27 protein-coding genes and 1 pseudogene are annotated in these 24,169 nt (G+C 34.2%); 20 read left to right on the forward strand and 8 right to left on the reverse strand.

Annotated elements, in window-relative coordinates; genetic code table 11:
• Window positions 1–212 precede the first annotated feature (212 nt).
• The 5 genes from ACXY7N_RS10865 to ACXY7N_RS10885 all read left to right on the forward strand — a co-directional run bounded on the left by ACXY7N_RS10865 (window position 213) and on the right by ACXY7N_RS10885 (window position 5,829).
• Complete coding sequence (locus ACXY7N_RS10865) at window positions 213–1,412, forward strand: multidrug effflux MFS transporter (RefSeq protein ID WP_098985900.1); 1,200 nt, start codon at window positions 213–215, stop codon at window positions 1,410–1,412.
• A gap of 243 nt (window positions 1,413–1,655) precedes the next feature.
• Window positions 1,656–2,123 (forward strand): hypothetical protein, encoded by a 468-nt coding sequence (locus tag ACXY7N_RS10870; RefSeq protein WP_098985901.1) that lies wholly within the window; start codon window positions 1,656–1,658, stop codon window positions 2,121–2,123.
• A 9-nt stretch (window positions 2,124–2,132) separates the two neighbouring features.
• Window positions 2,133–3,233, forward strand: coding sequence for a DUF456 domain-containing protein (locus ACXY7N_RS10875; RefSeq protein WP_367888366.1), 1,101 nt, complete (start codon window positions 2,133–2,135; stop codon window positions 3,231–3,233).
• 134 nt (window positions 3,234–3,367) lie between these two features.
• The gene (locus ACXY7N_RS10880; protein ID WP_488592400.1) at window positions 3,368–3,916 is read left to right on the forward strand and encodes a hypothetical protein; all 549 of its coding nucleotides are present in this window, start codon (window positions 3,368–3,370) and stop codon (window positions 3,914–3,916) included.
• Between the two features lie 521 nt (window positions 3,917–4,437).
• Window positions 4,438–5,829, forward strand: a complete 1,392-nt coding sequence (locus ACXY7N_RS10885) for an amino acid permease (RefSeq protein ID WP_116349030.1) — start codon at window positions 4,438–4,440, stop codon at window positions 5,827–5,829.
• Between the two features lie 48 nt (window positions 5,830–5,877).
• Here ACXY7N_RS10885 and ACXY7N_RS10890 read toward each other — a convergent pair whose 3' ends face one another.
• Window positions 5,878–6,897 (reverse strand): zinc-binding alcohol dehydrogenase family protein, encoded by a 1,020-nt coding sequence (locus tag ACXY7N_RS10890; protein WP_098985903.1) that lies wholly within the window; start codon window positions 6,895–6,897, stop codon window positions 5,878–5,880.
• Between the two features lie 187 nt (window positions 6,898–7,084).
• Between ACXY7N_RS10890 and aiiA the strand changes: the two genes are divergently transcribed.
• Window positions 7,085–7,837: a quorum-quenching N-acyl homoserine lactonase AiiA gene (gene aiiA / locus ACXY7N_RS10895; RefSeq protein ID WP_098985904.1), complete on the forward strand. Its 753-nt coding sequence runs from the start codon at window positions 7,085–7,087 to the stop codon at window positions 7,835–7,837.
• Between the two features lie 40 nt (window positions 7,838–7,877).
• Here the strand turns inward: aiiA and ACXY7N_RS10900 are convergent, their stop codons facing one another.
• The 3 genes from ACXY7N_RS10900 to ACXY7N_RS10910 form a co-directional block, all read right to left on the reverse strand.
• Complete coding sequence (locus ACXY7N_RS10900; protein WP_116349029.1) at window positions 7,878–8,372, reverse strand: hypothetical protein; 495 nt, start codon at window positions 8,370–8,372, stop codon at window positions 7,878–7,880.
• 89 nt (window positions 8,373–8,461) lie between these two features.
• Window positions 8,462–8,926, reverse strand: a complete 465-nt coding sequence (locus ACXY7N_RS10905; RefSeq protein WP_000965808.1) for a DMT family transporter — start codon at window positions 8,924–8,926, stop codon at window positions 8,462–8,464.
• A gap of 13 nt (window positions 8,927–8,939) precedes the next feature.
• Entirely contained in the window at window positions 8,940–9,386 is a 447-nt protein-coding gene (locus ACXY7N_RS10910; protein WP_002107980.1) for a DMT family transporter, read from the reverse strand.
• Window positions 9,387–9,494: 108 nt separating this feature from the next.
• Here ACXY7N_RS10910 and ACXY7N_RS10915 point away from each other — a divergent pair, with 108 nt between their 5' ends.
• The 3 genes from ACXY7N_RS10915 (at window position 9,495) to ACXY7N_RS10925 (ending at window position 11,192) form a co-directional block, all read left to right on the forward strand.
• The gene (locus ACXY7N_RS10915; protein WP_000754838.1) at window positions 9,495–10,187 is read left to right on the forward strand and encodes a cyclic nucleotide-binding domain-containing protein; all 693 of its coding nucleotides are present in this window, start codon (window positions 9,495–9,497) and stop codon (window positions 10,185–10,187) included.
• Between the two features lie 13 nt (window positions 10,188–10,200).
• A complete protein-coding gene (locus tag ACXY7N_RS10920) occupies window positions 10,201–10,554 on the forward strand; it encodes a glyoxalase superfamily protein (RefSeq protein WP_088084038.1) in 354 nt (117 codons plus the stop codon).
• A gap of 389 nt (window positions 10,555–10,943) precedes the next feature.
• Window positions 10,944–11,192, forward strand: a complete 249-nt coding sequence (locus tag ACXY7N_RS10925; RefSeq protein ID WP_000666944.1) for a hypothetical protein — start codon at window positions 10,944–10,946, stop codon at window positions 11,190–11,192.
• A gap of 36 nt (window positions 11,193–11,228) precedes the next feature.
• On the opposite strand, the pseudogene ACXY7N_RS10930 reads toward ACXY7N_RS10925, so the two are convergent.
• Both ACXY7N_RS10930 and ACXY7N_RS10935 read right to left on the reverse strand, forming a co-directional pair.
• Window positions 11,229–12,252 (reverse strand): annotated as a pseudogene (locus ACXY7N_RS10930) (serine hydrolase domain-containing protein).
• A 111-nt stretch (window positions 12,253–12,363) separates the two neighbouring features.
• Window positions 12,364–12,558 carry a hypothetical protein gene (locus ACXY7N_RS10935; RefSeq protein ID WP_000819667.1) on the reverse strand — a complete coding sequence of 65 codons (195 nt, stop codon included), beginning with the start codon at window positions 12,556–12,558 and terminating at the stop codon, window positions 12,364–12,366.
• A gap of 133 nt (window positions 12,559–12,691) precedes the next feature.
• Between ACXY7N_RS10935 and ACXY7N_RS10940 the strand changes: the two genes are divergently transcribed.
• The gene (locus ACXY7N_RS10940) at window positions 12,692–12,973 is read left to right on the forward strand and encodes a hypothetical protein (protein WP_016086961.1); all 282 of its coding nucleotides are present in this window, start codon (window positions 12,692–12,694) and stop codon (window positions 12,971–12,973) included.
• 29 nt (window positions 12,974–13,002) lie between these two features.
• Here the strand turns inward: ACXY7N_RS10940 and ACXY7N_RS10945 are convergent, their stop codons facing one another.
• Window positions 13,003–13,293 (reverse strand): DUF3784 domain-containing protein, encoded by a 291-nt coding sequence (locus tag ACXY7N_RS10945; RefSeq protein WP_098486115.1) that lies wholly within the window; start codon window positions 13,291–13,293, stop codon window positions 13,003–13,005.
• 117 nt (window positions 13,294–13,410) lie between these two features.
• Here ACXY7N_RS10945 and ACXY7N_RS10950 point away from each other — a divergent pair, with 117 nt between their 5' ends.
• The 8 genes from ACXY7N_RS10950 to ACXY7N_RS10985 all read left to right on the forward strand — a co-directional run bounded on the left by ACXY7N_RS10950 (window position 13,411) and on the right by ACXY7N_RS10985 (window position 20,152).
• Window positions 13,411–13,692 carry a MazG nucleotide pyrophosphohydrolase domain-containing protein gene (locus tag ACXY7N_RS10950; RefSeq protein ID WP_001028127.1) on the forward strand — a complete coding sequence of 94 codons (282 nt, stop codon included), beginning with the start codon at window positions 13,411–13,413 and terminating at the stop codon, window positions 13,690–13,692.
• 34 nt (window positions 13,693–13,726) lie between these two features.
• On the forward strand, window positions 13,727–14,464 hold the full coding sequence (locus ACXY7N_RS10955) for a glycoside hydrolase family 25 protein (protein ID WP_098985905.1): 738 nt from the start codon (window positions 13,727–13,729) through the stop codon (window positions 14,462–14,464).
• A gap of 137 nt (window positions 14,465–14,601) precedes the next feature.
• Window positions 14,602–15,375, forward strand: coding sequence for a BcII family subclass B1 metallo-beta-lactamase (bla2, locus tag ACXY7N_RS10960; RefSeq protein WP_016135049.1), 774 nt, complete (start codon window positions 14,602–14,604; stop codon window positions 15,373–15,375).
• Between the two features lie 616 nt (window positions 15,376–15,991).
• On the forward strand, window positions 15,992–17,278 hold the full coding sequence (hcp, locus tag ACXY7N_RS10965; protein WP_033660177.1) for a hydroxylamine reductase: 1,287 nt from the start codon (window positions 15,992–15,994) through the stop codon (window positions 17,276–17,278).
• 469 nt (window positions 17,279–17,747) lie between these two features.
• Window positions 17,748–18,068: a PadR family transcriptional regulator gene (locus ACXY7N_RS10970; protein ID WP_000429486.1), complete on the forward strand. Its 321-nt coding sequence runs from the start codon at window positions 17,748–17,750 to the stop codon at window positions 18,066–18,068.
• Window positions 18,069–18,143: 75 nt separating this feature from the next.
• Entirely contained in the window at window positions 18,144–18,485 is a 342-nt protein-coding gene (locus tag ACXY7N_RS10975; protein ID WP_000891990.1) for a DUF1048 domain-containing protein, read from the forward strand.
• A 155-nt stretch (window positions 18,486–18,640) separates the two neighbouring features.
• Entirely contained in the window at window positions 18,641–19,402 is a 762-nt protein-coding gene (locus tag ACXY7N_RS10980) for an ABC transporter ATP-binding protein (protein ID WP_016135047.1), read from the forward strand.
• Window positions 19,403–20,152, forward strand: coding sequence for an ABC transporter permease (locus tag ACXY7N_RS10985; protein ID WP_098985906.1), 750 nt, complete (start codon window positions 19,403–19,405; stop codon window positions 20,150–20,152).
• Between the two features lie 151 nt (window positions 20,153–20,303).
• Here ACXY7N_RS10985 and ACXY7N_RS10990 read toward each other — a convergent pair whose 3' ends face one another.
• Complete coding sequence (locus tag ACXY7N_RS10990) at window positions 20,304–21,266, reverse strand: helix-turn-helix transcriptional regulator (protein WP_098560374.1); 963 nt, start codon at window positions 21,264–21,266, stop codon at window positions 20,304–20,306.
• A gap of 111 nt (window positions 21,267–21,377) precedes the next feature.
• On the opposite strand from ACXY7N_RS10990, the gene ACXY7N_RS10995 reads away from it, so the two are divergent.
• Window positions 21,378–21,857, forward strand: a complete 480-nt coding sequence (locus tag ACXY7N_RS10995) for a GyrI-like domain-containing protein (RefSeq protein WP_098560375.1) — start codon at window positions 21,378–21,380, stop codon at window positions 21,855–21,857.
• Window positions 21,858–22,520: 663 nt separating this feature from the next.
• Window positions 22,521–23,132, forward strand: coding sequence for a DUF6944 family repetitive protein (locus ACXY7N_RS11000; protein ID WP_016135045.1), 612 nt, complete (start codon window positions 22,521–22,523; stop codon window positions 23,130–23,132).
• Window positions 23,133–24,169 lie beyond the last annotated feature (1,037 nt).

Genomic DNA, 24,169 nt, shown 5'->3' on the forward strand with positions numbered 1-24,169 from the left:
ACTAGAAAAAGAAACGCAATATGTAATATAATTGAAAAAAGTATATTTTAAAATCAATGTTAATATTACCCTCCTATAAGTATTAACATACGTAATTGAGGTGTTTTCTTTGTTGTTTTATGATCGAATTTCTATAATGGCCCCTCCTGTTCCGTAGCTAAGGAAAGTCTTTTTATTTCTGAGATTTTCAAAGTTATAGGAGGGTATGAAAAATGAAAAAAGTCTCAGTACCATCACTTTTGTTAATGATCATTCTTGTAGCATTTCCGCAAATTAGTGAAACGATTTACACACCGTCTTTACCTGATATTTCAAAGGCGTTACATGTAAGTAATAATGAGGTACAGTTAACACTTAGTGTGTATTTTGCTGGATTTGCTTTAGGTGTATTTTTTATTGGATGGTTATCCGATATAATCGGTCGTCGCCCGGCAATGTTATTTGGAATTGTAATATATGGTGTAGGAAGTTTCTTATGCTTTATTGCAAATTCCATTGAAGTTTTATTGCTAAGTCGTTTTATTCAAGCGTTTGGAGCAAGTGCTGGCTCAGTTTTGACGCAAACGATTCTTCGTGAAAGTGTAGAAGGGCATAAGAGGCATGTGATGTTTGCTCAAATCTCGGCAGTCATTGCTTTTACACCAGCGATAGGACCATTAATTGGTGGCTTTCTTGATCAAATGTTTGGATTTAAAATCGTATTTTTAAGTTTAGTAGTTATGAGTATCGGAATTTTTCTGTATACGTTTGTTTCTCTTCCGGAAACAAAAACGGACTCAGTAACGAATAAAATAAATGTGTTTTCTGTTTTAAAACGATTGATTACAAATCCGAAAGTAGTAACATATGGTCTATTAATTGGAGGAGCGAATGGTGTTTTATTTAGCTACTATGCAGAAGCGCCGTTTATCTTTATTGAATACTTTCAGTTATCGCCTAGTATGTATGGATTTTTAGGAATTGTTGTTGCTTCCGCTTCAATTATTGGAGCGAAAGTTTCAAAACGATTACTTGCTACGTATAAACCAGAGAAGATTATATATATCGGTTGTCTTGTAATGACAGGAGGAGCTATCCTTTTATCTGTTATTACGTTTGTTGGATCAAATCCGAATGTAATATATATGATTGGATTTTTACTAGCGATGTTTATATTGCTATTAGGAATTGGAGTAGCGTTGCCTAACTGTTTAAGTTTAGCATTAGTAGATTTTCAAGATGTTATTGGTACAGCAGGAGCATTGTTTAGCTTAGGCTATTATGTAATTGTAACGATGACAGTTTGGGGAATGAGTCAACTCCATACGGGCTCGTTGATGGTGATGCCACTTTATTTTCTGGCTATTGTAGTTATCATGATGGTGTTTACTAAAGTGTTTATTTTAGGTAAACAAACTTCAAAAATGATTTGAAAATAAAATAGGAACAAATCATTATTTTGTGTAAATGTATTAACCCTTAAGTATAAAGATAAAAATGCTCTCTCAAATTTTTTTGGAGAGCATTTTTGTTTTGTTTCATCTAAAATATTTCTTTCACTCAAATAAATCCCTATGTTTAACATTTTTGGGGTAATGTAGTTGTGATGAGGATATTCTTTTATTATAATTACTAATATATTAGAATTATTATATGTTAGAGGGAGCGAACGTTTTTTGAGTGAAGTATCTAAAGAAATTAAAATAGCAGAGAAATTAAAATTTTGGGAAGAACAAGATCAAATAAATAAAGAATTAATACCGAGAGTTGTGAAAAGTCATGAAATGATTACAGACTTGGCAGCTCAATTTGATAAAAATTTAATATCTATGTCTTTGTTCCAAGAAAACATAGATGAAAATGATGAGGAGATTAGTAGTTTACATGAGAAGTTAAAAAGCGAATCATCTAAACGGATGGAACAAATAAGTAAATTAACTGCTAAAGTAGAAGAACAAGATATACATATTAGTGAAATGAAAAGTATGTTGATGAATCAAGAGGAAGAGATAAGAGAAGTAAAAAAAGTTCTGGAAAAAGTGAATAAAAATTTAGGAGTTACAGGGAATAATAACCGGAATTTAGCTGTCAATATAGGTGTTTTAATTGCAATGATACTATCTATTATTGCAATTATTCTATGAGGTGTACGTATGGAATCCTATAAAATGTTGGAGTCGTTAAAAAAAATACCGAAATCAGCATCGAATAATGTATCAAAAGAAAAAATGTTTTCTCGTTTAGAAGCGTTAAAAGATAGGGATGTTGTACTACAAGCAGGCATTTATTCATCAATAATAGGTTATCAAATACTTGAAACAAGGAATGTTCCGGATGAGTTGTTTGATGCATATGCTTCCCAGTACCCACAACTTTCTAGTAGTGGTATGTCTCTTTATGAAAAGTATGTAGAAGTTTATGAAAAGGGAGAAAGCTCTATTACTGGTTTTGTAAATGGGGTTAAAGGAAAGCAATTTGAATATTATGTCCAAAATAATTTATCAGAAAGATATCCGGACTATGATTTTACTATTGCAGAGAGTGCCAACCAACCTATATGGGATATAAAAGGTATTAGCCAAGAAAACGGGGAAGAAATGTTAATTCAGGTGAAAATGATGGATACTGCGCAAGCAAACCATTTGTCTAATATTATGCAAGCTAATCCAGATGTTTATTATGCTACTAGTTCAGAAATACGAGAAAAAATTCTTGCTGCAAAACCGGAATTACAGGAACAATTTATTCCAATCGATATCTCAAGTTATGAATTTACACAAGATGTACAAGATGGATTGGAAACATTGAGGGAAAACTTAGGGATTGATTTACCAGATGAAGTTTTTGCACTAGCACCATATTCAACAGAAATAGTTTTAGGGATAAGACTACTCTTTGATTTAGCCTCGGTGAATAGAGATTTTAAACAAGTACAAGCTACTGACAAAGCACGTCTAGGAGCAGTGAAAGCTTTAATTCTGTTTTCAAGGTTTGGCATCAATACAATTTTAGGTGTTGTGGGATCGTCACTAGGTACAATAGCAATACCTGGTATCGGTACAGTGATAGGTGTAGTAGCTGGAGTATATGTAGGGAGTAAATTAAATAGAAAAATTGCACCATACTCACTGAAAATTGCATACACATTAGTAGGACTTAATGAAGAAGATGTATTCTACTTTAAAAATATGGAAAGGGTACATGATTTGGCACTTGAGTATAGAAAAAATAGTTTGCTTTTACAAAAACCGTAAGTTTATTTATAAAAGAGTCTCATTTTTTAATGAGACTCTTTTATATTTTATGAAAATAATTATAGTTATGAATATGTAAATAATGTTAAAATATAACAAAGTTGTATAGTTATAGTTTTTGGGAGGGTGAAAATATGTTAATGAATCTAGTATGCATTCTACTAACCATTTCCGGATTTATAATAGTTATACGAAAAACTTTCATTGTAAACCACTATCTTTGTAATTTAATGGCATTCTTTTGCGCTTATATGACAACATCTTCCTACGTATTAGAGCAACTTTCATTAACGAAAACTATATTGATATTATGTTTGTTGCTTATAACTTTTATTTTTGTATACTCACATTTTGATATTAGAGGATTAGCTTTTAACGATTACACAGTATTCAATCTACCTTCTAGCCGGGTGAATATATTAGTGAAAAAAGGGTTAACTAAAGCGAACATAGAACTCACATTGGATAAAAATAATATATATTTATCAGGTTCTCCTGTTAAAATTCGAATATTGAATAGACCATTACATACAACTAATATTTTATTTAGAAAATGCCCAGAGGATATAAGGACAAAAATGAAAGATATTATTAAGGAAAAGATAAAAGCTGAAGAGAAAAGTTTTCCACTTTCCGGTGTATTGTTGATTGTTTTAAGTGTAGTTATATTTTTCTTAAAGTAGGGGATGGGATAGAAAATTTTTAGCTGTGGTAATGGAATAAATAAGAGATGTAGAAGCCAGTGACTTTGTAGTTTTATTAATATATTAAATTTCTGCGTGGTGCGTTAATTGCATGTGTAAACAATTGCAGTACAAACTATAATTAGTGTAATAACCGAGGAGGATAGGATCTCCTCGGTTATTTATATTGTAATAATATTCATGCCGGAATCATATTGAATAGATGTATTTTATTGTTAATTTAGTTAAAAATTAATCAGACTATGTATAATGATTTACCGAAAAAATAATTGAACTTTTCAGATAAATGAATTAATATAAGGTAAGTAATTTTAAGATTTATAGAATATTGGAAGATGAAAGGTTTTGAGAATTTTGTAAGAGGCAAAAAACGATTTTAGGATAGCTTTAAAGCTAGTGTAAAATGACGTTTGCTTCATCATTTTCAGGGCCGAAAGGAATTAGGGGAAAGCATCTTGTTTTAAAATGCGGCTATGAATCATCTAAGAGGGGGAAGTGAAGTGGCAAACAAAGAATTGAAAAGAGGCTTAGAAGCACGTCATATTCAAATGATCGCTTTAGGCGGAACGATTGGTGTTGGCTTGTTTATGGGGTCAGCCAGCACAATTAAATGGACAGGTCCGTCAGTAATGCTTGCGTATGCAATTGCAGGTATTTTTATTTTCTTTATTATGCGTGCGATGGGTGAAATGTTGTATATGGAACCAAGTACAGGTTCATTTGCGACGTTCGGTCATAAGTATATTCATCCGCTAGCTGGCTATATGACAGCGTGGAGTAACTGGTTCCAGTGGGTTATCGTTGGGATGTCAGAAATTATTGCGGTTGGAGCATATATGAAATATTGGTTCCCGGACTTACCAGCTTGGATACCAGGTGTAATCGCGATGGTTATTCTAGGCGCAGCTAACTTAATTTCTGTTAAGTCATTTGGTGAATTTGAATTTTGGTTTGCGATGATTAAAATCGTTACGATTCTATTAATGATTATTGCGGGATTTGGACTTATTTTCTTTGGAATTGGTAACGGTGGAGAAGCGATTGGCATATCTAATCTTTGGTCAAATGGCGGTTTCTTTACAGGTGGTTTTTCAGGATTCTTCTTTGCATTATCACTTGTAGTTGGTGCATACCAAGGTGTGGAATTAATCGGGATTACTGCTGGTGAGGCGAAGGATCCGAAAAAGACACTTACAAGAGCGATTCAAAGTACAATTTGGCGTATTTTAATATTCTATATTGGTGCTATTTTCGTTATTGTAACTGTGTATCCATGGGATCAATTAAGTACAATTGGTAGTCCGTTCGTAGCAACTTTTGCGAAGGTTGGTATTACAGCAGCAGCTGGACTTATTAACTTCGTTGTTATTACAGCGGCAATGTCGGGTTGTAATAGCGGTATTTATAGTGCGGGTCGTATGCTTTATACGTTAGGTGTAAATGGACAAGCGCCGAAATATTTCACGAAACTTTCTGGAAATGGTGTGCCTTTATTCGGTACAGTTGGCGTAATTATCGGTTTAGCGGTTGGTGTTGTTTTAAGTTATATCGCACCGAAAAACTTATTCGTATATGTATATAGTGCGAGTGTACTTCCTGGTATGGTACCATGGTTCGTCATTTTAATTAGTCAAATTAATTTTAGAAAAGCAAAAGGAGCAGAGATGAAAGATCATCCGTTCAAAATGCCATTTGCTCCTGTTACAAACTATTTAACAATTGCCTTTTTAATTATGGTATTAATCGGAATGTGGTTTAACGATGATACGCGCATTTCACTAATTGTAGGTATTGTTTTCTTAGCTATCGTAACAATTAGTTTCTATGCTTTCGGAATAGGGAAACGACCTCCGTTAGATATTCAAAATGATCAAGAGATTTCAAGTAAATAAAGATAGTAAAAAGTCCGATTTCTCATATGGAAATCGGACTTTTTGTTATTAAAATTTCTCTAAAACGATTTTCCCAATGGTACGCCCACTTTCAAGTAGTGCATGTACTTTCTTTACGTTTTCAGCATTAATTGGTGTGAATGTTTCATTTAAAGTAGTCTTTAAAATACCTTCATCTAATAGTTCGCTTACTTTATTTAATAGTTCGTGCTGCGTAATCATATCGCCAGTTTCATACATCGCTTTTGTGAACATAAACTCCCAAACGAGTGTAGCACTTTTACTTTTTAAAATCCCCATTTCAAGAGGGTGCTCATTTTCTACGATAGAGCAAATTTTTCCTTGTGGTTTAATGAGGTCACATATTGCTTGCCAATGTTGATCTGTATTGTTTAAGCAGAAAATATAATCTACATCTTTTATCCCGAATTCTAATATTTGATCTTGTAAAGGTTGGTGATGGTTAATAATATAATCGGCACCGAATTTTTCAACCCAGTGTATCGTTTCATTGCGGGATGCAGTTGTGATTACATTTAATCCAGCCCATTTTGCTAATTGAATTGCAATTGAACCTACACCACCAGCTCCACCGATAATTAAAATGTTTTTAAATGTATTTGTATCTTTCTTATTATAATCAATACCTAAACGTTCGAATAAACCTTCCCAAGCCGTAATAGCTGTTAAAGGAAGTGCTGCAGATTCAGCATCACTTAACGTTTTTGGTTTTCTACCAACGATTCTTTCATCAACTAAATGATATTCACTATATGTACCTTGTCTCGTAATGCTTCCAGCGTAAAACACTTCGTCGCCTTCTTTAAATAACGTACAACCTTCGCCTGTTTGTACGACTACACCACTAGCATCCCAGCCGAGTATTTTTGCTACATCTTCTTTTTTATCTTTCGGAGAGCGAACTTTAGTATCAACTGGGTTAACGGAAATAGCGTTAATTTTAACGAGTATATCTCTTCCTGTAGCAACAGGTCTTTCAACTTCAATATCAATTAAACTGTTTTCTTCTTCAATAGGTAAGTATTCATGTAAACCAATTGCTTTCATTTCTATTCCCTCCATTAAAGTAAGAGTCATTTTCTCTTTTATTATAGATGGTGAAATGCCATTATGTAAAAAAGAACATTCTTTTTTATTTATGCTGGTATGAAAGTGTGGAAGGAGTTTGCTTCTAAAAAGCAGAATTTTTTACTGTGTTACTTTATCTCAAATTAAATGTAGAGGTGGATACATAATGACAGTAAAGAAGCTTTATTTCATCCCAGCAGGTCGTTGTATGTTAGATCATTCTTCTGTTAATAGTACGCTCACACCGGGGAATCTATTGAACTTACCTGTATGGTGTTATCTTTTGGAGACGGAAGAGGGGCCTATCTTAGTAGATACAGGTATGCCAGAAAGTGCGGTTAATAATGAAGGGCTTTTTAACGGTACATTTGTCGAAGGGCAGGTTTTACCGAAAATGACTGAAGAAGATAGAATCGTGAATATTTTAAAACGGGTTGGTTATGAGCCGGAAGACCTTCTTTATATTATTAGTTCTCACTTGCATTTTGATCATGCAGGAGGAAATGGCGCTTTTATAAATACACCAATCATTGTACAGCGTGCTGAATATGAGGCGGCGCAGCATAGCGAAGAATATTTGAAAGAATGTATATTGCCGAATTTAAACTACAAAATCATTGAAGGTGATTATGAAGTCGTACCAGGAGTTCAATTATTGCATACACCAGGCCATACTCCAGGGCATCAATCGCTATTAATTGAGACGGAAAAATCCGGTTCTGTATTATTAACGATTGATGCATCTTATACGAAAGAGAATTTTGAAGAGGAAGTGCCGTTTGCTGGATTTGATCCAGAATTAGCTTTATCTTCAATTAAACGTTTAAAAGAAGTTGTGATAAAAGAGAAGCCGATTGTTTTCTTTGGACATGATATAGAACAGGAAAAGGGATGTAAAGTGTTCCCGGAATATATATAGTGCAAAAAGTCACGGGCGAATGAGCTCATGACTTTTTCGTTTAAATAATTTTTTTGAATAAGTTATAAACTTTTTTTGAACTATCTTCATTTAATTGATAGTACGTAAGGTTTACATCATCGGGAGTATCTTGCTGAGCAATCATCACTTCACTACTGTGATGATCAACTACCCATATGAAATATTTTTTATAAGTTCCATCCTCGAAAGTAATCCACATATCACAATCTATTAAATCTGATCCTTCTTCATCTAATGTTAATTTGCCTTTTTTGGCGGTATCCATACTGTTAATAAACGTTTTTAATTCATCTGTTTTTGTGAGAAAGATATCCTTTTTTGTTTTAATTGACTCGACATGAATATCTTTTATTTCCTGTTTTCCTAAAAAGACAGGGGGCTCATTTGGGTCTCTTTGAGTTGAAATGATAGTAGCTTTCTTCTTTGGCTTATTTGCTGTATAGAAGTCTTGAATAGATTTTTCTGAGTTGAAAAACCATAAGATACCAAAAATAATCAATGTGCTACAAAGCAGTAAAATGATTTTTTTAATAGAATATTCTCCTCTCTATTACTTCGTATGAAGAGCGTTTCTATTAATATATGATAGGTAAGCGTAAAGTATTATAGTTGAACTTGGTTATGCTTCACAGTTTTTATCGGACGATCTACGAGTAAATTGTAAGTGAGCCCAATTAATACGAAAATGCCACCGACAACTTTGCCCATTGAGAGTTCGTGTGACAAAATGAAATCAATGATAGTCCCCGCAAATAACTGTCCAATAAAGATGAGTAACGTTAAATAAAATGCTGATATTTTAGGAGTGATATAGTTCGATAATGAGATGACGATAACGCCTACTAATCCGCCTAAGTAAACAGCGATAGGAATAGATTGTAATGTATGCATTGGAATATACAATGAATCTGAACTGAAAAGTAAAAATAACATAGAGAAAAATAATCCAGTAATATAATTAAAAAACGTGCCTTCCCAATTTCCAATCTTCGCTGCTAAATTCGCATTAATAATTCTAGCAACAACGATAGAAACACCAGCTAAAATAGCGATAGTAATATATAACATTTTTTTGCCCCCATTAATAAATTGTCATGATTATAATTCCAGAAGAGATGAAACATAATCCAATTAGTTTTTTCTTTTCAAACTTTGAAACTTTCATTCCTAATAAGCCAAAATGATCAATAACGATGGAAGCAATGGATTGACCGAATAAACTTAATGCGATTGTAATGGAGGCACCAAGGACGGAGAAACTTATATTATTAAAAAGAACAGTGAATACACCAATCGCACCAGCGCTATATAAGAAAAGTGGAATCCCTTTATTAAAATGGATTTTATTTTTGTTTATGATTAAAACGAAAATAACTGCAATTAAACCGACAAGGTGAATGACAACGCTTGCGGTATACTTGCCAATTAACTCAGATAAAATCCCATTCAATGGGAGCATAATGGCAATAAGCACACCAATAAAGACAGAAAGAAAGTTATACAATGTAATATCCCCTTTATATTTCATATTTGTAATGACTGTATCATGCTGAAATTGTCTATTACTATGACATATGTCATAGTGGAAGAAGAAAATTTTGATTACAATGGGGAGTAGTTGTAAAGGTGGGGGACTATGAAGAAAGTATGTAATTCTATTAAATTAGCAGAGTATATGAAACAAAATAATATTGACGCATTTTTTACTAATGATATGAAGCCGTATATGGAATTAATATTTTTTAAAAAGAATGAGTTTATTTGTAGAGAAAATGAAGAGATAGATTATTTATTTTTCTTCGTTGAGGGAAAAGCGAAAGCGTTTAATACATTAAGTAACGGGAAATCTGTATTACTATGCTTTTATGATAGTTTGCAGCTGTTAGGAGATGTGGAGTTAATTCATTCTCAAAAGACTGCTTCAAACGTACAAGTAATGGCAGATTCATATTGTGTTGGTTTGCCTTTAGGGAAAGTGAGAAATCAACTATTTCATGATGCGAAATTTTTACGGTGTATTTGTGGATCGTTAGCACATAAATTAAACCGACTTTCAAAAAATAGTACAATTAATTTATTATATCCACTTGAAAATAGACTTGCGAGTTATATGTTAGCAGCAGGGGAACGAGCGGTGCAGCACGGAAATCGAATTGTATTTAGTGGGAATTTAACGGAAACAGCTGAATTGTTAGGAACTAGTTATCGGCACCTATTACGTACATTAAATATTTTTTGTGATAAAGAGATTATAAAGAAAAATAATGGTTGCTTTGAAGTAGTAAATGTGGATGTTTTGAGGGAACTGGCGGCAGATGTTTATAAATAGGAGGAGATTATAAATGATTACACCTATATTTAGAATTTTTGATATTGAAAAAGCAAAGCTATTTTACATAGATTTTTTAGGATTTAAACTGGATTGGGAACATCGGTATGAGGAGCATATGCCATTATATATGCAAATTTCGTTACATGATGCTGTAATACATTTATCAGAACATCATGGTGATGCTTCGCCAGGCGGTGCGATTCGGGTGAAAATAGAGGATTTAAAAAGTTATTATGCTATTTTATCAAGTAAAGATTATGCTTATTCAAAACCTGATATAGAGAGCACACCGTGGGATACAATGGAATTAACTGTGATTGATCCGTTTTCAAATAGAATTATATTTTATGAGGAAAAGGTTTAGTATTAGCATTACTAAACCTCTATTAGATTGAACTGGTGAGTGAATGGCTTGGCGAATAAAATAATGAACTACTCTTAGAGATATGGAGCAAAAAAATAGATCAGTAGCAGCAACTACTGATCATCCATATGTACATGAATTAGGAGAGGTCAAACATTTATTAACTTTATTATAATAGATTTTCATGAGAATAAAAACTGAAAATTCTAATTTTATGTTGAGAAAGTTTTTTGTATCGAAATATATAAAAGAATAGGGATTTTTAGTAAAAGGAAATATGATATTTATATTTTAATAAATTGTGATATAGTTTATAAAGAATAGATTACATAAAATGTTATTTTATTACATAGTAATCGTGTTTTGGATTAAGGAAGGGGGAAATGATTGTGAAGTTTGATGATCAACGCCTACTAGGAGTCCGATTAGGATCGGTACTTGTAACAGAGGAAAATCAATATTTAGTAATTAAGAAAAAAGATCATTATGCACTATTAAATATACATAATTTAGAATGCACACATGTTGAAGTGCAGCTAGAACATATTGAAGAATTGTTGCGGGAAGATTTCCAAGAAAGTATAACGGAGATTATCGCACCAGAACATATAAAAATTGTTGCGAAAAATGTAATATAAAGAAAGAAGCTGGAAGGAACAGCTTCTTTCTTTTCATTATAAGGATAACGTTTTAAAAACGTCACCAATAATCCCTTCCATTTGATGAACACCTAAGTCGGCGTTCGTCATTATAACGGCACCATTACCTCGGTATGGATAGCATACCATCATACATTGAAATCCCACGCCCCAGCCAAGTGAATACATTTGTAAGTCTTCGTTAGAATCATCTAGAAAAACACCTAGTCCAGTCCATTTTGAGCAACCTTGAGGAGAAATCATATCTTGTACTGTTATTTGAGAAAGTTTTAGTTTGCCCTTTCCTTGTAAGGAATGAATGATTTCAATTACTAAAGTTGATAAGTCAGTGGGTGTTGTCCAAATGCCTGAAGCAGCTGCGAATGGATAAAATGGATACTTCTCATTTGTAATGGTGCCATCTTTATTATGCCCGCAAGCAAAGGGCTCCATTTTATTTATATCTTCAGGAGAGAATACCGTACTATTCTTTAGCTGGAGTGGCTGAAAGATATATTCTTCAAGTAAAAGGGTGAATGGTTTTCCAGTTATATCTTCAAGTAGTAGTTCGATAATACAAAAGTTTGCATCAGAGTAGTGAAATTCGCTTTCTGGTTTATAAGCTATTTCTATCGGTACGGGACAATATGATGTTTTACCGGCAAGGAGTTCAGACATGTTTGGTTGCCCTTGTGCAAGTAGATAAAGGAGGATCAATGATTCCAGATTGGTGACATAACAAGTTTCGCAATGTGACCTTTTTTTGTGAAGTAAATAGATTGGTAGGGATGTTCCAAGATGTGAGTCTATCATTTACGTCTTCATCTAAATGTACGATTTCTTGATCTGATAACGTTAGTACGAGCATTGCAGTGATAAATTTACTAATTGAACAAGAATTGAATATGGAATCCGTAGTGACAGTTCTAGTTGTTCCAGATTCAAGCATTCCAAAGGCAATCGCTTCGTCTAGTTTGCCATCACGTATAACGGCAAGGCTTAAACCTGCAACAGAATATTGGTTCATTTTCTCGTATATATCGTTACTTTTTAATTTCATAGTGACTCCTTTCTTTGAAAAGACAGAATGTTAGTTCTATTATACCGTAGTAAATAGATAGAATGAGAGAAAAAGAAAAAACTTCATCTTTTATCGATGAAGTTCTTTTAGTTAATTCGAAGTGAATGCTTTAAAAAATTTATCTCGGTACATGTACATAAGCCATGAGGTTGTTAGTAAAGAGATAATGATTTCTTTGTTTTGAATTGGCGCATTGAAAACAAGCCAGCCAACGATATCAAATAATAAATGTAGTGCCATTGAAAGAACTACAAATTGTAGTAGCGTATTTAAAAATCTTTTCATGAAGTGCCCCCCTAAAATAAAAGGTTTTATCAACAGTGTTGTATATTACTATTATACATTAAATGTGTCCTGTGGTAAAATTTACATAAGTTAGTGAAATAAAACAAATGAAAGCTAATGAGGAGGAATAGTCATGGAATTTTGGGTGATCATACCGATAGCAGTCTTTGGATTTATTTATATTGCTGAAAAATTAAATAGAATCGAAAAGAAAAATGATGCCCGTTTAAAGAGGATGGAAGATAGATTACAGCTAATTTCGAAAGAAATGGGAATTGTAGATAGAGAACCTGAAATTAATAAAGAGTTGCGTCAGCTTACGGAAGAAGGTAAAACAGTTACAGCAGTTAAGAGAGTAAGAGAGGCTTTTGGGTTTTCTTTACTAGAAGCGAAGCAATATGTCGATAAATTATAAAAAAGATCATCCGATTGGATGGTCTTTTTTCATTGTACCATACGTGTATTTACATAAGCAGCGATTATAACGTGGCCAATTATAATGATAGGAAATAAGATTTTGACATTAGGAGTAGTGAAGACACTACCAATTGTGGCGATAATACCAGCAGTTAAATTATAAAGACCAACTATTTTTGATAACTTACCTTTATCTGGCACACGGCGTTCATTGAATCCTGATAAGAGCCAAGTGTATTGTTTAACTCCGATGAAATAGGCTAGTGCAAATGAAATGATTGCTAGTATGAATAATGATGGATACGCGAAGAGAGTCATTGAAAACACCTCCGTTAAAGGGCTGTAAATAAATTATAGTATGAATGTTATAATTTAACAAAATAGATTTTAAGTGTAATAGAAAAACGGAGTATTTATCATGAAGGGAGATTAAGTATGAATATTGTGGAATTCCAGAGATATGTATCAAATTTCAGTAAAGAAAAAGGATTTAAAGATACAACCATTGAAGAGCGTACGATGTATACGATGGCGGAATTGGGTGAATTAGCGGAAGTGATATTAAAGCGTGATAAAATACAAGATTCGAAAAGAGAGATTGGTTTAGAAATGTTTGATGTAATTTGGAATGTATGTGATTTAGCAAATAAGTTAGAAATTGATTTAGATAAGGCATTTGAAGAAAAAATGATGATTAATAAAAAACGTGAATGGTAAGTGGAATATTAATGTGTAAAGATGGGGGATACGAATGAAAAAGAAGCTTATTATAGGAGGAGTCTTTACCTTAATTAGTGTAATGAGTGTTTTCGCCTACTTAGTATTTCAAGGCATATTTATTCCGAATCAAATAAGTGCGGATAAGTATGAAATAAAAGGTGTAGATGTTGCGTCATATCAAGGAGATATAGATTGGAGAGAGTTGGAAAAGCAAAATATGAAGTTTGCGTTTATAAAGGCTACTGAAGGAAGCGCGTTTGTGGATAAGTACTTTTCGAAAAATTGGACGAATGCGAATAAGACAGGTATGCGCATCGGAGCGTATCATTTTTTTAGTTTTGAAAGTAAAGGCGAAACTCAAGCAGAGCAATATATACGAACTGTTCCAAAATATAAACAAGCATTGCCACCCGTAATTGATGTTGAGTTTTACGCTAATAAAAAAGATAATCCGCCTAAGCGTGAAGATGTTGCGAAAGAGTTGTCGGTCATGGTTGAAATGCTAGAAAAACATTACAGCAAGAAAGTAATATTGTATGCAACTCAAGAGGCATATGATCTGTATATAAAGGATGCGTATCCCCAATGTGATATATGGATTCGTAGTGTCTTTACAAAACCAAGTTTATCAGATGAGAGAAAATGGACGTTTTGGCAATACACGAATCGCGGGAGATTAAATGGTTATAATGGAAAAGAAAAGTATATTGATTTGAATTTATTTTATGGGAATGAGGAAGAGTTTGAGAATTATGGAATAAAAGGTTAAGTTTTAAAGCGCACAAAATTTTGTGCGCTTTTTATTAATGGTATGAAAAATATGTAAAAAAAAGATGGAACAAACATTTGAGATGAATTGTCTAATATAGGTAATAACTATTTCGTTTGAAAGAAAGGGTGGAGAAAATGAAAAAGAATACATTATTAAAATTAGGGGTATGTGTTAGTTTACTAGGAACAACTCAATTTGTTAGTGTAATTTCTTCTGTGAAAGCGGAACAAAAGCTAGAGCAAAACGTAATAAAAAATGAGACAGGAACCATTTCAATTTCTCAGTTAAACAAAAATGTATGGGTTCATACGGAGTTAGGTTATTTTAACGGGGAAGCAGTTCCTTCGAACGGTCTAGTTCTTACTACTTCTAAAGGGTTAGTACTTGTCGATTCTTCTTGGGATGATAAGTTAACGAAGGAATTAATAGAGATGGTAGAAAAGAAATTTAAGAAGCGCGTAACGGATGTTATTATTACACATGCGCACGCTGATCGAATTGGCGGAATAAAAACGTTGAAAGAAAGAGGCATTAAAGCGCATAGTACAGCATTGACTGCGGAACTAGCAAAGAAAAATGGATATGAAGAACCACTTGGAGATTTACAAACTATTACGAATTTGAAGTTTGGAAATATGAAAGTAGAAACGTTTTATCCAGGGAAAGGACATACAGAAGATAATATCGTTGTATGGTTACCGCAATATAACATTTTAGCTGGAGGTTGTTTAGTGAAATCTGCGGAAGCTAAAAATTTAGGGAATGTCGCTGATGCCTATGTAAATGAATGGTCTACATCGATTGAAAATGTGCTGAAGCGATATGGGAACATAAATGCAGTAGTGCCTGGTCATGGAGAAGTAAGGGACAGAGGGTTACTTTTACATACATTGGATTTGTTGAAATAAGAAATTATGGGAATATAAAAGCGAGGAGAAACAATTTTCTCCTCGCTTTCTTCTAGCTATATTTAAATGCGAAGCTATCAATTATGCCTGCATACGTTACTGAGATTTTAATTCCAAGTATACAAATACCAGTACCGTCATAATTGCTATAACAACGTAAGTAATATCGAGCATTATAAGTGTTTTTAAAGTTTCAGTCATCCTCATTCACCCCTGGTATGAAAATATAACATAATCTCTTATCAATCAGATCAGAGATTATAAAGATAACAATGTAAATGAAATTTCTTAAGTATTTTCTATATAAATATATCATATAAATAATGTAAACAATGTTAAGATAATGTAAATGTATTGTAAATAAAGAACTTTCCCATAGAATCTTTAATCAAAAATAGCTAGTTAATAGTTCTCTAAATCTATTAACTAGCTATTTGAAAGTACCAACAAAGATGTGCATTTTTCAGTAATGTTTTTAGAGTCAATAAAAATATTATGTCAACAATATGAACTGTCACAAATTTTTATATATTATTGTGATTGATATCACATCCTTTTTTCCTAATGGGTATTATGCTTGATTTGTAAGGAATGATTGGGAGAGGGTGGGATGATCATGTTTTGTTATCAATGTGAACAAACGCCAACAGGCGGATGTAAAGTAATAGGTGTTTGCGGTAAAAATGAAACAATAGCAAGTTTACAAGATACGATTGTGTTTGGGCTAAAAGGAATTGCAGCTTATCGTACGCATGCTGCTCAGCTAGGGTATACGGATGCATTTGTAGATGCTACGACGCAAGAAGCACTGTATATGACATTAACAAATTCCAACTTTAATGAACAAGAACATATTGATATGGCTATGAAAGTAGGGAAATCGGCTTTACGAGTAATGGAGTTGTTAGATGAGGCGCATACGAATCACTTTGGTGTTCCAGAGCCCGTTCAAATTACACAAAACCATGTAGAAGGTAAAGCAATTGTAGTTACTGGTCATAATTTATTTGCGTTAGAAGAGTTATTAAAGCAAACAGAAGGAAAAGAAATTAATATTTATACGCATTCTGAAATGTTACCAGCACACGGTTATCCGCAGCTGAAAAAATATAAACATTTAAAAGGAAACATCGGTAAGGCATGGTATGATCAACGACGTCTTTTCGAAAAATTTACAGGTGCTATATTAGCAACAACGAACTGTGTTATGCCAATTAAAGGGTCATACTCTGATCGATTCTTTTCATATGATATTGCCGGTTTAGAGGGTGTACAAAAAATTGAAAATGATGATTTTGCACCATTGATTCAAAAAGCGCTTGAACTTCCAGAAGTACATATGGAGTCGGATGAGCAGTTAGTAACAGGGTTTCATCATAATACAGTATTATCATTAGCTCCGGAAATTATTAATGCAGTAAAAGAAGGAAAGATTAAGCGTTTCTTTGTCATCGCAGGTTGTGATGCTCCGGGAAAAGGCGGAGAATATTATCGTGAATTAGCAACGTCGCTTCCGCCAGAAACGGTTATTTTAACAACTTCTTGCGGGAAATTCCGTTTTAATGATGTGAGTTATGGTGTTGTACCTGGTACGGAGATTCCGCGTTACATTGATTTAGGACAATGCAATAATTCCATTTCTACAGTGAAAATAGCGGCCGCTTTAGCAGATGCTTTCCAATGTGAAGTGAATGAATTGCCAGTAAGTATTGTCTTATCATGGTTTGAACAAAAAGCGGTTGCTATTTTACTTGGGCTATTTAGTCTTGGAATTCAAGATATTCGTATCGGTCCAAAGGCGCCTGAATTTATTTCACCTGGCGTGCTTGATGTATTACAAGAAACATTCGGTTTAAAACTCATTACAACTGCAGCGGAAGATATGGATATGATGTTATCGTAACAAAAGAATAATTCTGTCTTTATTAATAAGAAGAGCTAGCCTATAGCGCCCCAAAACAAAAATGTAGAATATTTGTTTTGGGGTATTTTTTTCTTAGCGGGATAGGTATGTGGCGAAATTTCTTCCAAAAGAAAATCGGCTGTATCTAATAGGTAATAGTTGATTTTAGAAAAATATAAAAATCGAGTTGACATTTACGACTACTCAGTCATACAATGTAGTTGTAGTAGGTGATACTGAGTAGTGTTGTTTCTCAAAATATTTTCAGTAAACAATAGGTAATAGCGGATTTTAGAAAAAATTTGAAAATGAGTTGACATCTACCACTACTTAGTCATACAATGTAGTTGTAATAAGTAATACTGAATAGTATAGTTTTACTCAAAAGCTATTCAGTAAAAATTCGCCTTAGTACTCTGTAATACTGAATATAAGTCAGACAGAATAGGGGGTAAAGGAGGATCATAATATGGAAAATTTAACTGAAATGCTGAAAGGTTCACTGGAAGGGTGTGTGCTGGAAATCATTAGCCGCCGTGAAACGTATGGCTATGAGATTACCCGTCACCTGAATGATCTTGGGTTTACCGAAGTAGTAGAAGGAACGGTTTATACCATCCTCGTAAGATTAGAAAAGAAAAAGCTTGTGAATATTGAAAAGAAACCATCAGATATGGGACCGCCTCGTAAGTTTTATTCATTAAATGAGGATGGCCGTCAGGAGCTTGAATTGTTTTGGAAAAAATGGGATTTTGTATCTTCAAAAATTAACGTCTTGAAGTCAAACTAGCCTCATAATATAAAATGTTCCGGCTCATATTTGGAGAGTTTCTTGTTCTGCTTTATAAAAAAGGAGGAAAATAAGATGTTGGAAATGTTCAAAAAATTAATTGGTGATAAAAAAGAGTATAAAATGATGATGGCACGTGTTGGAGCACTGCCAGAGGACTATCAGTTTGTGTTTAAAAAAATTCAAAACTACATGTGGAATTTCTCAGCGGGTAATGGAATGGATATGCTGCACATACAATATGAATTAATCGATTTGTTTGAAGCTGGTGCAGCTGAAGGCAGACAAGTGCTAGACATTACTGGGGAAGATGTGGCATCCTTTGCTGACGAACTAGTGGCAAACGCTAAAACGTATGTCTCTAAGTATCGTGAGGATTTGAATGAAAGTATTATGAAGAAATTGAGAAAAAAATAAATGCAATAAGTAATACCGACTGATTAGCTGGTTACAAATGTGAACTGCCGCCATCGCTATTCAGTTATATTTTTAAACCAGTACTAAGTAATACAGATTATCAGTGGTACTAAATAGAGGGTGTAGGTAATCAATTTTTATAAGGGGGAAAAAGTATGAGCAATACAGCAATTTCTGTAAAAGGGTTAAAAAAATCTTTTAAAGACAAGGAAGTTTTAAAAGGGGTGGATTTTGAGGTGCAGCGTGGCTCCATTTTCGCGCTGCTAGGCTCAAATGGAGCGGGAAAGACGACAATGGTCAACATCCTTTCGACGCTAATGAAACAAGATGATGGTGAAGTAAGTATTTGCGGATTTGATGTCCAGCGTCAACCAGATTATGTCCGTCAAAGCATCAGTTTGACAGGACAGTTCGCAGCTTTAGACGGCATGCTGACTGGAAGGGAAAACTTGATAATGATCGCTAGGTTACGTGGTGTTTCCAATCCCGCTCAAGTTGCTGACAATCTACTTGCACGATTTAGCCTGACTGATGCGGCAAACCAAAGGGCAGATCAGTATTCAGGCGGGATGAAGCGCCGGCTTGATATCGCGATGAGTTTGATTGGGGCGCCAGCAGTTATTTTTCTTGACGAACCAACGACTGGACTTGATCCGGAAGCGCGAATCGAAGTGTGGGATACAGTCAAGGAACTTGCCGGTAGCGGTACAACGATCTTGCTTACGACTCAGTACTTGGAGGAAGCAGAACAATTGGCAGACCGTATCGCTATTTTGCATGGCGGGAAAATTATTACGACAGGTACTCTTGCTGAACTAAAAGAGATGTTCCCACCAGCAAAAGTAGAGTATATAGAGAAGCAGCCGACATTGGAAGAGATTTTCCTTGCGATTATCGGTAAAAAGGAGGAGATGTAAATGAAAAGCAAAACAGGGGTATTACTAGGGCGCTTAATGCGTAACATTATGCGCAGTCCGGATACAATTATTACGGTAGCGATAACACCGATTATGATGATGCTATTATTTGTCTACGTGTTTGGCGGCGCAATAAAAACAGGAACGGAAAACTACGTTAATTATTTATTGCCGGGAATTTTGCTAATGGCTATCGCATCCGGTGTAGCTTACACTTCCGTGCGACTATTTACGGATGTAAAGAGTGGGCTGATGGCACGTTTCATTACGATGCCTATTAAGCGCTCATCGATATTGTGGGCTCACGTATTAACATCTCTTGTTGCTAATGTACTTACTATCGTGGTGGTTATTCTTGTTGCGCTCTTAATGGGCTTTCGTTCCAGTGCTAATATTCTAGATTGGCTTGCAGTAGCTGGGATACTAGGAATGTTTACGTTATCGCTAACATGGTTGGCTATTATTCCAGGGCTGAAAGCAAAGTCTATGGAAGGGGCGACTGCTTACTCGTACCCACTCGTTTTTCTTCCATTTATTAGTTCGGCCTTTGTACCTACCGAAACGATGCCAAAAATTATTCGTGCGTTTGCTGAGAATCAGCCTGTAACTTCAATCGTGAATGCAATTCGTGCTCTATTATATGAAGGAACTGTTGGCAACGATATTTGGATTGCACTCGCTTGGTGCGTAGGGATCATGATTATCTCTTACTTTTTCGCAAGTAAAGCATTTAAACGTCAGTTAGGGTAAGTGAATTAAGTCATCCGAAATTATATATGTTTTAGAAAAAGCACGGGAATATTTTCCGTGCTTTTATTATTTGTTGCGCACTCATGGTAGAAAATATGGGACAACTGGTAACGAATCAAACTCAATATTGTGAGGTTTAACCGATTACTGCTTATGGGGAATATAAACATAATCGCTCTTGTAAATCTTTTAATACTTCATCGGGTATTTCTCTAATTGTAATATCCTTCCCTAGGAAAAGCAGCCAGTTTATTATCTCTGACAGTTCGTCGGGATTGTTAATATCGATAAATGTTTTTAAAATGGCTGTAGATTGGTAAGGATTTGTATAAGATATTGAAACTTTGAAAGGATGGTATTTTTTGAACTGGACAATCGCTTTTGGACCAAGTTCAAGTACAAGGTTAATTTCTTTGTCCTTCTTACTGAGTTTTTCTAAAATCTTTTTCTTATTTAACCTTTTTTTCGTCGTGTACGGTTCGATATTGATGAGGTCATCGACAGGAAACATTATTTTCTTTTCTTCTTTTAAGTCAAACCCTTCAATAATCCAATGGCTTTTTTCTTGATAAAGGTGTAATAGATAAATGGAATAAGACTTAATTTCTTTCTTTTCTTTGGTTGTAATCAATAAATGTCTATCCAAAAGAAGGATTAGGATGAGTTTTTCTAACATAGGGTGGGGGAGGTCAGAAAGCTCAAGTAGATCGGGATTATGAGGGTTAGTCCCTTCAAAAAGCAAGAGTTGATTTAAAAGAACGAGATCATCTTGCTGGGTTTCTGAAATGAGTCCTAATAGTTTTTCGGCTAAAGATTGACGACTCTTTAGATAGGGAAGTTGTTGATTTCTTGTAGCCATAAAGGCAATAAAAAGAGCTTTCACTTCATTATCAGTAAAGCGAACAACAGGCAGGATAGAATTATGCATGACAAAATATCCCCCAGCTCTTCCGACTTCAGCTACAAGTGGCATACCCATAGCTTCAATTTCTCTAATGTCTCTAACAGCTGTCGAACGTGAGATGTTAAATTCTTGTATGATTTCAGAAATTGTAAAATGGGAGCGGTTGTTGATATATCGCATGATGGTATTAATCCGTTCAACTTTTTTCATTTGAGTCTCCTAAACAGTATCATTTTTTGACATGATTTAAAGATATTATAAACTCATCAGATGAAAAGATAAATCGTTTGATTAATTTAAAACAAGAGGAAGGTTTTGAAAATGAAAAATTATACGATTGAAGAAAAAGATAGCTTTATCGTGTTAGGTATTGGAACTGAAATTAAGAGCGAATACACAGACTTTGCGGGAATAAATAAAGAAAAGGAAGACTTTTGGTCAGCTGTTAAAGAAGATGGAAGGCTGGATACTTTAAAATCTTTAGCTACAAATGATTACATTTTTTCCGTGAGCGAAGCGGTGAATAACAAGATGATGTATTATGCTGGTGTCATGACAGAAGCACAAATAGAAGAAGAATCTAGAGTGATCCAGTTTCCAAAGGGAGAATACTTAGTAGTGAAAGGGGAAGACAAAACGGCTGAAGAGTTAAGTAATAAGTTGACTGGCATCGCATTCGGTCAGGCTTTACGAGAAGCAACGGATTTTGCTTATGTTGGCGGGCCAAATACAACAGTAGCGATGGGGCAAAGAAACGGTTTAGTATTTGGTGAAATGTGGATTCCAGTTGTTAGGAAATAAAGTGATAAAAGGTACGAATATGGAAAGTAGAGGTTAACAATCTTGGATTGTTGGCCTTTTTCCTATGAACATAATATTTATAGTCAGCTACACGCTACATTCTGGTAAAAGGACATTACTGCAAGATTATGTTGGGGTGAACAAAAAAAGCTAGGATTTCTCCTAGCATAAGGGCACAACTAAAAGTCGTAGAAGATAAATAAATTAACGCTGTAATTAAACTTTAAATGTTAATTACTGTAGCAGTCAAATTTCTTTCATTAGTGTACAAAATTCGTGCTTTATTGGTGGGACCATTAATATAAAAATTTCATTTTGTCATTAATAAAAAGGCGATTGTTTCCACAATCACCTTTTTATAAATCCTATTTTTATAACTCAAGTGACGAGCTTAATTCAGAAGAAAGGAATGACTACATTATATGAAAGCTTGTCTAACTGGGTTACAAATCAAAGAACAGCTAGCACTAGCAAAAGCTAACTGCTCGACTTTCGACCAAGAGAGTTAGAGTGGGAAGAATTTAAGTAGATTTTTTTAAGCCTTGTTATACTATTTGCGGAATATTAAGTTTGATTCGGGTGATGAGAGAAGTAGGATATTAACCTGGATATGTGCAATTTCATATTCTATAAGTAATAAATTAATGATGGAGTAGGTTGAGAATGGATGATCCAATTAAGGAGATAGTTGGAGCTTGGTTTGTTGCAGTAGGGACAATTATTGCTGCGATTGGGAGTACACCTTTAAACAGATTGAACAGCGAAATAAGAAAAGACTTGAGCATATGGGGCAATGTATTACAGGCGACGGGGAATGGTCTGGAAGCTGATGGGCAACGAGAAGTATCCCTTGAATTTATTGGTCACGGAATCCAATCAATTGGTAATGTAACGGTTCTAACAGGACTCATTATAGATTTTGAAGATGAAATCCAAAAAAAATTTGTGATTGCAGGGAACTGGGTACAGGCATTAGGTGGTGTTACAGCAATAGGTGAGGAAATAGAGGATAGTTCAAATATAGATGAATCGTATAATATTGTCGGGAATCTGTTACAAGCAACGGGTAATTCATTGCAGGCAATAGGCGGGATAGATGAATGGAAAGCTAGTCGGGGGAAAGTGGAGGGGATTTTTGAAGGTGATGATGAGGATGGACAGCTTATAGTAATTACGGGGAGTTGGGTCCAAGCGGTTGGCTCAGTAGTTTCATTAATTGGTCAAATAAGAGAAGAAAGCCAAGAGATAGAAGAAAATAATTTACAAGGAAATTAACAAAATAATCCTTTTGCGAAAAAAAGCCCCGTTGTCTCCAGCAGAACCTTTCCTAAAGTGGCAAAGAGTAATTCTTACCTTACTCTTTGTTCATATAGTACAGGATTGATAGCGAAAATCCAAGGCTCTTTATATTGAGAAATAAAGAAAAATCATTATAAAGAATTTTATTTTTTCGTAAATAAAAGAGCAGCTAGCAAAAGTTAACTGCTCGTTCTAAAGGTGACAATCTAGATGCATAAATATAGTATAGTCAAGAATAGGGAAAACCATTCAATTAAGTAGATTGAACGGAAGGGAACCGTATCGTATGAATCAACCTTCTAGGCATGTAAATGAAAAGGAAATACGGCCTTTCGTGATAGAAGAGTTACAAGAATACCGCGTGTTAAAAGTGAAATTTTAAAATATAGAAGAGCAAGCAGCATTTGAAGAAGCTTTGGATGAAGATGAGCAACAAATACTTAAAATGAAGTATTTGAATCGTAAAGAGTTAAATGATGAATGCATCTATATAGTGCTTGGGATGAAAAGAGGAAAGTATTATAGAAAAAGGAAATCTGGTGTTTTACGATTTGCAAAAGCGCTTAGTATGACATAAGAATGGAACTTTTAGGGTGCCATTTTACATTGGAATCGACGATACGATATTCCTACAGTTACTTGTTCTTTGATAAGAGCATAACGTATCTATGCGCTCATAACTGATGATCATAGCCCTTGCATCAAAACGTTACTCGGTCGGAATGGATGGAGTAGGCAGAAACCGTATGATAAAAATGGAATTTATATATCCAACCGCGATGCCTGAGTGTCGTGGCTTTTGAGTTTCTTATTGAGTTTAGTATTTTTTTACTAGATTCATAAGTGAGATAAAGGAAATTATTAAAAAAGGTTACTTTTCTCTAACTTTAGATACGAGAATAGAGTAATAGTGAAGATTTTGCTATTCATTTTTTGAATGTTACTTTAAAATTTAGATAAAAAGATAGTATTACTTTTGATTAATTTTAAATATCGAAATTGAGGGTGAATGC

The organism is Bacillus sp. 5w2 (assembly GCF_054353775.1).

What these genes read in the sequence shown, in the direction of transcription:
- ACXY7N_RS10865 (WP_098985900.1), top strand. Translation starts at nt 213, where the DNA reads ATGAAAAAAGTCTCAGTACCATCACTTTTGTTAATGATCATTCTTGTA.
- ACXY7N_RS10875 (WP_367888366.1), top strand. Translation starts at nt 2,133, where the DNA reads ATGGAATCCTATAAAATGTTGGAGTCGTTAAAAAAAATACCGAAATCA.
- ACXY7N_RS10880 (WP_488592400.1), top strand. Translation starts at nt 3,368, where the DNA reads ATGTTAATGAATCTAGTATGCATTCTACTAACCATTTCCGGATTTATA.
- ACXY7N_RS10890 (WP_098985903.1), bottom strand. Translation starts at nt 6,897, where the DNA reads ATGAAAGCAATTGGTTTACATGAATACTTACCTATTGAAGAAGAAAAC.
- aiiA (WP_098985904.1), top strand. Translation starts at nt 7,085, where the DNA reads ATGACAGTAAAGAAGCTTTATTTCATCCCAGCAGGTCGTTGTATGTTA.
- ACXY7N_RS10905 (WP_000965808.1), bottom strand. Translation starts at nt 8,926, where the DNA reads ATGTTATATATTACTATCGCTATTTTAGCTGGTGTTTCTATCGTTGTT.
- ACXY7N_RS10910 (WP_002107980.1), bottom strand. Translation starts at nt 9,386, where the DNA reads ATGAAATATAAAGGGGATATTACATTGTATAACTTTCTTTCTGTCTTT.
- ACXY7N_RS10915 (WP_000754838.1), top strand. Translation starts at nt 9,495, where the DNA reads ATGAAGAAAGTATGTAATTCTATTAAATTAGCAGAGTATATGAAACAA.
- ACXY7N_RS10920 (WP_088084038.1), top strand. Translation starts at nt 10,201, where the DNA reads ATGATTACACCTATATTTAGAATTTTTGATATTGAAAAAGCAAAGCTA.
- ACXY7N_RS10935 (WP_000819667.1), bottom strand. Translation starts at nt 12,558, where the DNA reads ATGAAAAGATTTTTAAATACGCTACTACAATTTGTAGTTCTTTCAATG.
- ACXY7N_RS10940 (WP_016086961.1), top strand. Translation starts at nt 12,692, where the DNA reads ATGGAATTTTGGGTGATCATACCGATAGCAGTCTTTGGATTTATTTAT.
- ACXY7N_RS10945 (WP_098486115.1), bottom strand. Translation starts at nt 13,293, where the DNA reads ATGACTCTCTTCGCGTATCCATCATTATTCATACTAGCAATCATTTCA.
- ACXY7N_RS10950 (WP_001028127.1), top strand. Translation starts at nt 13,411, where the DNA reads ATGAATATTGTGGAATTCCAGAGATATGTATCAAATTTCAGTAAAGAA.
- ACXY7N_RS10955 (WP_098985905.1), top strand. Translation starts at nt 13,727, where the DNA reads ATGAAAAAGAAGCTTATTATAGGAGGAGTCTTTACCTTAATTAGTGTA.
- bla2 (WP_016135049.1), top strand. Translation starts at nt 14,602, where the DNA reads ATGAAAAAGAATACATTATTAAAATTAGGGGTATGTGTTAGTTTACTA.
- hcp (WP_033660177.1), top strand. Translation starts at nt 15,992, where the DNA reads ATGTTTTGTTATCAATGTGAACAAACGCCAACAGGCGGATGTAAAGTA.
- ACXY7N_RS10970 (WP_000429486.1), top strand. Translation starts at nt 17,748, where the DNA reads ATGGAAAATTTAACTGAAATGCTGAAAGGTTCACTGGAAGGGTGTGTG.
- ACXY7N_RS10975 (WP_000891990.1), top strand. Translation starts at nt 18,144, where the DNA reads ATGTTGGAAATGTTCAAAAAATTAATTGGTGATAAAAAAGAGTATAAA.
- ACXY7N_RS10980 (WP_016135047.1), top strand. Translation starts at nt 18,641, where the DNA reads ATGAGCAATACAGCAATTTCTGTAAAAGGGTTAAAAAAATCTTTTAAA.
- ACXY7N_RS10985 (WP_098985906.1), top strand. Translation starts at nt 19,403, where the DNA reads ATGAAAAGCAAAACAGGGGTATTACTAGGGCGCTTAATGCGTAACATT.
- ACXY7N_RS10990 (WP_098560374.1), bottom strand. Translation starts at nt 21,266, where the DNA reads ATGAAAAAAGTTGAACGGATTAATACCATCATGCGATATATCAACAAC.
- ACXY7N_RS10995 (WP_098560375.1), top strand. Translation starts at nt 21,378, where the DNA reads ATGAAAAATTATACGATTGAAGAAAAAGATAGCTTTATCGTGTTAGGT.
- ACXY7N_RS11000 (WP_016135045.1), top strand. Translation starts at nt 22,521, where the DNA reads ATGGATGATCCAATTAAGGAGATAGTTGGAGCTTGGTTTGTTGCAGTA.